A 6,684-nucleotide genomic window follows, 5' to 3' on the forward strand; every position below is an offset into this window, starting at 1 on the left:
CCTTGTTTACAATTTTCATCTAGCCATTCAGTCGTGACTTAGACACTAGTCAACTTACGGCTTTCCACACCATGCTACACTCCCCGTCCAGTTTCCTTTTCGGATAAGGTGGGTGATGATAGGTTTTAAACTGTGAATTTTAACCTACACTGTTGCCAAACAGTGAATTTTTAGCTGCCCTTATGGGCGCACAACTCGCTGCTTAACATGTTTTCAAAATCGCCTACACATTTATTCCTTTTTGCGCATATTATTATGGTGTGTCATTAAAATTCACACCTTTCCGATAGCACCCAATTGAGGGTGTTATTGTAGTTATAAATAATTTCATAAACTTTTTACGAATACCTTTGCTTAAGTTGTTTCAATATTATTTTTCTAACTGTATTTCTTTTTTAGATTTTGGGTATTTTAAATTAATGAGCTATCTATCAATCCCCTATAACTAGCTCAACAAGGCAAGTCAGCAATTACCCAAATCCTTTAACAACAAAGCTTGCCTTGTACAAAAATTTTCTGCCAGCTTGTCCTTAATCACTTCTTGGAAAACTACATATAATAATCTGAACAGAATATCCTTTGCCAATCAGTTTGCTTCCGAGCCGTAAATGGCTCTTTTTTTTAATTTACATTTTTACTCTTTAGTTTCATATAAGGGATTTATTATATGCAGTGTAATCATTAAACCGAAAAGAACGTTTCAGACTGTTGAGGAAAAATGATAGATCCTAGAGCTCTTTATTTAAAAAAGTATTAATATATAATCACTTATCTAGAAAATCAGAACGATATCGTTTTTTCTACGACTCCCCTCTAATTTTTCAAAACTAAATGTTTGTTAGCAATTACACCCAAAACATGTATATGCTCTGAACAATAATAATGATAAGTAATAATAGTCCCACACCAACATGCTCAGCATCAGGGATAATATGATTTTTTATAGGTGGTAAGAACTTGTATGTTCTAGAGAAATATTTTTGGTAGTCTGACCGAACGGAATTTGGAAATCCGAATAAATACGGTATCCACCATGTAAATACATGCATGAGCATAGTAATTAAAACAAGGACATAGCCAATCCATAGACTAATACTGTGGTTGAAGTAAAAACAAAATGTAATAAGTAGAACTGGTGGATAATTTCCTAATACCTCAAATTTTCGAAGTCTCTTATCCCTTGATTGAACATCATTGAACGGAAAAAGTGGAACAAAATCTATAATAATTTGATACAGCAGAAAGCACAAAGGGAAAAGATACGTTAACATATGTAAATACAATTTATTCGCCTCCAAAATAAAAAGTATAGTGTCTTTATCCAAAATTCTCCAAAAATATCTTAACACAAGAACCTTACTCCTGATTTACCTATTACAATAATTGTTAATGAAAAGTTAAGGTAGTAGTCAGAATCTTGTTAAGTTATATTGATACACTCATATAGATAAATATTCTGAGCTAGTTTAGAAAACAAAAAGACAGTTCAAATTTTAATATCATAATGGAAGAGGTGCTAAAACAGTTATGCGTTTCATGGAGATACTTGTGATAGCAATGAACTTTAGTATTCTAATCCTCAATATAAATCTTTCATTTTATTGAATTTTATGAATGCTCTCTAACTTACAACAATTTCAAAAAATTGTTGATCTATATCTAGTCTAGAACTTTCATAAGAATAGTCTAATAAATCCTCATTCCCTTCTTCAGTAAATATGCCAAACTCTTCTACCAACTTTACTAAGCTTTTAATTTCACTTGGTGGAAACTCTCCAATTTCGACTCCCTCTTCCCAAGCAACATGCCGAATAACAACTTTGATCATTTTAATTCCCTCCAATTTATAAGAAACATAATACTCAATCTATAAACTAAACCCATCAACAGCTTCATCCATAATGTCCTGGTTAATCCCGATATACCTCATTGTCACCGCAGGACTACTATGGTTAAATATCTGCTGTAAGACCGCGACGTCCTTGTACTTTTGGTAAAAGTGATATCCAAATGTCTTTCTAAGGGTGTGAGTACCTATCTCACTCAATCCGACCTCTTGAGCTGCGGCGTTGAGTATCTTCCATGCCTGAACCCTGTGTATGCGATCTTGACCCCTTCTTGACTGGAAAAGATATGTTGCCGTATTCTTGTTAATCGTAAACTTGCTGATATGCTGCTGGAGCTCGTTATTGATCTTAAACCGTTTTAACTTCCCTGTTTTCTGCTCAGTAATGATGATATGGCTTTTACCCCTTACATCTCCTACTCTTAATGCGAGAAGGTCACTAATGCGTAGTCCAGTGTTAATGCCTAATACAAACAAGAAATAGTTGCGATAATGTTGTTTCATCAGAACATCTTTCATAGCCGCAATCATTGCAATGTCACGTATTGGCTGAACGGTTTTCAACGTTCTCACTCCTTATTTAATTTTGTGAATCTCACTCTTTTTCGCAAATAAGACTTTTCTTAACACAGACATTACATATGGTTTTATCCGAACTGGAACACCTTCACATTCCCATTTATTAATAGTCTGTATGGCAATACCCATAAAAATAGCAACCTTATATTTTGGAAAATTAGTGGTCTTACAAACTGAATTAATCAACTCTTTAAAGTGTTGGGCATTCATCGGATTGTTCTTTACACCTCCACAAATTGACCATTTTTATATTTCAAGAGAGTAATTGAATCTATGTACTTTAGTTCAAAAAGCTTTTGCTTGATTGCAAATTCCTTTGTGATTGCACCTTTTATATCAATTATTTGAGTACTACCGTCCAAATTAGTAATCTCAAAGTCTGCAATATACTCAATCTTCCGATAAGTCTTTCCGTTCTTTTTGAAACTATCTTGAAGTAGGTACCTTGGCTGTAACTTGAAATCCTTAATTTGCTTAGTATGTTTTAAGTATTTTAGTTGGTTGTAGTAGATGGACTCTGCTTGTGAATCAAATGTGATCCCATCTACCACTGTTTTTTTATTTCCGTACTTAGGTGTTGATTGTTTCTTTTTGCGATATTGCTTATGCGACATCCTTTGCATAAATTTCATCCTTTACTGAATGCTTATCAAGTAGTTCATCAATTGTTATTTGACCCTCTGGAGGACTATTTTCCAACTTTTTCACTTTAATTTCGCATACTGGACCGATTCCCTTAGATAGACTTTTTTTGCTCTTTAACGGGCGATTACATACCGGACAGTTCATAGCTGCACTTCCCTATCTTTGCCCCAGATCATTAAGCATCCAAGGCCATATCCGTGCTTTTTAAATTCACTTGCCTGCACCCATCCACGTTCTTCGTGCGCTTCCACTACTGTTTTTAATTTCCACTCAGTCAATGCATAAGCAATTTTCTTTAACTGGCGTGGCTGCTGAGGTCAGGGGTTCGAGCCCCCTATGCTCCATACAGGCTATTATATCAACGTTTTGTAGCTTATTAAGAAGTATTTTGTGTAGTAGCCTTAATAGCTAACTAATTAAAACTTTGCTAACCACTACTCTATATTCTAATGAGGAGTGGTTTTTTATGTTAGTAAGATTTTTAATTGAGGAGTTTATTGCTGAGAAAAGGTATGAAAATGTTCACTGAACAAAGCATTAAAAGTTAAAAGGAGAAGTTTTAAGTGGTTTTAATATGAACACTTCTTATTTAAAATTCTTTTACTTTACAGAAACAGATTACTAGATAGCAAAATCTAAACTTATTAATGAGGGCAAACGTAGATGTAGGTTTGAAATAAAGTCGTACCGTTTATAAAAAAGATGTACTGTTTTAAACAAAGTTATACCGTTTATAAATAAGTTGTACCATTTCACCCCTTTGGATTGTATAATATTCTATGTATTTTTAATTAGAAGGAAGTGAATTCATGAGTGATTTAGAAAAAATTAAACTCGTGAAGCCGCCATTTCCCAAGCTACGATGTTTTTCTTTCAAACCTATAAATATCTAGGAGAGGATTATTTTGAAGAAAAACATCGGAAACAAAACACCTAGCTTATTATTACTGATTGTATTAGTAGGCTTCCCACAAATTAGTGAAACTATTTTTAGCCCATCATTACCTTCTATCGCAGAAGCGTTTGAGACTTCTATGAGTGATGCACAGCTTACGATGAGTGTGTACTTTATCGCTTTTGCCTTCGGGGTATTTTTCTTTGGGCGTTTATCCGATAAAATCGGTCGTCGCAAGGCAATGCTTTATGGGCTGTTTTTATATTTAGTTGGTAACGTACTTTGTTTAGTAGCAAATGAAATGGTGGTTTTATTAGTTGCGCGCTTTATTCAAGCGTTTGGTGCAAGTGTTGGCTCTGTCGTGACACAAACAATTTTACGCGAAAGCTTTTCTGGCGTTGAGCGCCATAAATTGTTCGCTCAAATTTCAGCTGCCCTTGCCTTCACACCTGCCATTGGCCCGTTAATCGGTGGCTTTACCGATTATTATTTTGGTTTTAAAGTCGTATTTTTGGTGTTAGTCGCTATGAGCGTAATTGTATTTTACTATGCGTTTTTACGCTTACCTGAAACAGCGCTTGCTACAATCGAAATGAAGCCTCTACGACCAATAGTAAAGCGCATGATTACAAATGCGCGTCTATGGCGCTACGGCGTATTAATTGGCGGTATTAACGGTGTATTATTTAGCTATTATACCGAAGCACCGTTTATTTTTACGCAATACTTTACACTAACAAGTGCGATGTATGGTTTTTTAGGCATTATCGTTGCGCTAGCTTCTATCGCAGGTGCAATGCTATCTAAACGACTCGTTAGCCACACAAAACCTGAAAAGATTATCGTACGCGGGTTAGCCATTATGCTTATCGGTACATTGCTCGCTACTTCGGTACATTTTTTACCGATTTCATTACAAATGCTAACCATGATTGTTAGTGTGTTCATTATTTTATTTGGTACAGGTACCGCTTTACCAAACTGTTTAAGCTTAGCGCTCATTGACTTTCAAGACGTCATTGGTTCTGCAGGTGCGATATTTAGCTTAGGTTATTATTTACTCGTTAGCGCTATAATCTATGGAATGAGCGTTTTCCATAACGGAACAGTCCTTGCGATGCCACTATATTTTTTAGCACTAGGGATTGTTATGCTTTTAATAAGCTTACCCTTACTTTATAAAAAAGATGCGGTGTTTTGAATAATGTAGCTATGCTTTAAAAAGTTGCACCGCTTTAAAAAAGATAAATGCTTAACCCTCACGCTACGTAATAGGGGTCACTATATCATTTATAAGCCAAGTCGAAAATAAACTTTAGGCACCTCGAAAGAGATTGAACTTTTTTATAAAAACTAAACTTAAATCTACTTGGTAAGAATCCATTTTGATCAATCTTTTTTCAAAATGGATTCTTTTTATTTATCGTAAAATCTGGGTTTTCATGGTATTTTTGTTCAATCTTTATTTTAAAGGTACACTAGATAGTACAAATTACTTTCTGTAGCAAAAGAGAAACATAAATACCTATTTTTCTTAAAAGGTGTTAATAAACAATCTGGCCAAATTCATAAAGAAATAGCATAATTCCTGCTGCAGATTCACGTCCGATCGTAATATAAGTTTAACCAGTTTTTACTCGTTGAACTTTTTTTATTTGGTTTTATTATAGCGGTAGTCGGAGTAGAATGTAGCGCCCGTGGGACTTGATCCCGTCCGCAAAACTTTTCACTCCCTACTTGTATAAGCATGTTTCAGGCTGGTTGGGACAATGATCCCGTTTAACAAGCGAACCTATGACAGTACAAGCAGCCCTAGGGACAACCGACTAATCTTAATTTCCAAGGAGGAGATGATGATGAATCCAGTAGTGGGACTGGATGTTTCTAAGGGGGAAAGTCAGGTACAAGCATTCTTGGATAAGGGTCAGCCTTTTCGTAAAAGTTTTAGTATAAAACATACAGTGGAGGGCTTTGAGAATTTATTAGGATTCTTAAAAGAGATTGAAAGAGTAGCTGATGGTAAGCAACCTTCGGTTATATTAGAATCAACAGGACATTACCACTCTCCTGTTATTCAATTTTTGGAGGAACAGCAATATGTTTATATTATTGTGAATCCCCTTATCTCTCATCGTGCAAGGAGTACAAGTTTAAGAAAGGTAAAAACAGACGCTGTCGATGCCTATCTTCTTTGCGAACTATACTACAAAGAAGAAGTTGAGCCGTATAAGAAAAGAGGTATTCAACTCTTAAACCTTCGTAATCTTACAAGGCAACAAGAGACAATTTCAAGTATCTCTGCACAAACCAAGGTACAGCTTCTAACAGTGCTAGATCAAATATTCCCTGAATATAGAGGTGTCTTTGGTAATTTATATTCAAAAGTCTCATTACAGACTCTTTTCTTATTTCCTACTTCTGAACTTGTACTAAATACTACCGAATCCGTTTTAACTGAAAAGATTGTATCGTTATGTACCAGACGTTCAGAAAAGTGGGCAAAAGAAACAGCACAAAAGCTTATTGAGGCTGCAGTACGAAATCCATTTCAAAGCAATTTGTATGAAAGCCATATATTTAACCTAAAGATGTTTATTACCATTGTTCTTCAATATCAAGAGCATCTATCACAACTAGAAACTGAAATAGATGCCCTCGCTAAAGAAATTGAAGAATATAAGATTATCCAATCTATCCCTGGTATCGGAGAAAAGATTGC

The 6,684-nt window shown here is 35.1% G+C and carries 5 protein-coding genes and 1 pseudogene; 2 read left to right on the forward strand and 4 right to left on the reverse strand.

The genetic code is table 11. From position 1 onward, the window contains the following. Nucleotides 1-1,621 precede the first annotated feature (1,621 nt). From AN957_RS21995 to AN957_RS22015, 4 genes and pseudogenes are all read right to left on the reverse strand, one after another. Nucleotides 1,622-1,828: a hypothetical protein gene (locus AN957_RS21995; protein WP_053474576.1), complete on the reverse strand. Its 207-nt coding sequence runs from the start codon at nt 1,826-1,828 to the stop codon at nt 1,622-1,624. Nucleotides 1,829-1,867: 39 nt separating this feature from the next. Continuing rightward, complete coding sequence (locus AN957_RS22000) at nt 1,868-2,410, reverse strand: site-specific integrase (protein WP_142108537.1); 543 nt, start codon at nt 2,408-2,410, stop codon at nt 1,868-1,870. A 269-nt stretch (nt 2,411-2,679) separates the two neighbouring features. Continuing rightward, a pseudogene (locus AN957_RS22010) lies at nt 2,680-3,039 on the reverse strand (DUF1064 domain-containing protein); the annotation flags it as partial. After that, nucleotides 3,029-3,214 (reverse strand): DUF6011 domain-containing protein, encoded by a 186-nt coding sequence (locus AN957_RS22015; RefSeq protein ID WP_053474574.1) that lies wholly within the window; start codon nt 3,212-3,214, stop codon nt 3,029-3,031. The pseudogene AN957_RS22010 and the gene AN957_RS22015, both read right to left, overlap by 11 nt. Before the next feature lie 761 nt (nt 3,215-3,975). On the opposite strand from AN957_RS22015, the gene AN957_RS22020 reads away from it, so the two are divergent. Next, nucleotides 3,976-5,166, forward strand: coding sequence for a multidrug effflux MFS transporter (locus AN957_RS22020; RefSeq protein WP_053474573.1), 1,191 nt, complete (start codon nt 3,976-3,978; stop codon nt 5,164-5,166). 655 nt (nt 5,167-5,821) lie between these two features. Then, nucleotides 5,822-6,684 (forward strand): IS110 family transposase (locus AN957_RS22025; RefSeq protein ID WP_082446861.1); only part of this gene is annotated, 863 nt, incomplete at its 3' end.

This window comes from Cytobacillus solani, assembly GCF_001420595.1.
In the GTDB taxonomy this organism is placed as follows: domain Bacteria; phylum Bacillota; class Bacilli; order Bacillales; family Cytobacillaceae; genus Cytobacillus; species Cytobacillus solani.

What these genes read in the sequence shown, in the direction of transcription:
- AN957_RS21995 (WP_053474576.1), bottom strand. Translation starts at nt 1,828, where the DNA reads ATGATCAAAGTTGTTATTCGGCATGTTGCTTGGGAAGAGGGAGTCGAA.
- AN957_RS22015 (WP_053474574.1), bottom strand. Translation starts at nt 3,214, where the DNA reads ATGAACTGTCCGGTATGTAATCGCCCGTTAAAGAGCAAAAAAAGTCTA.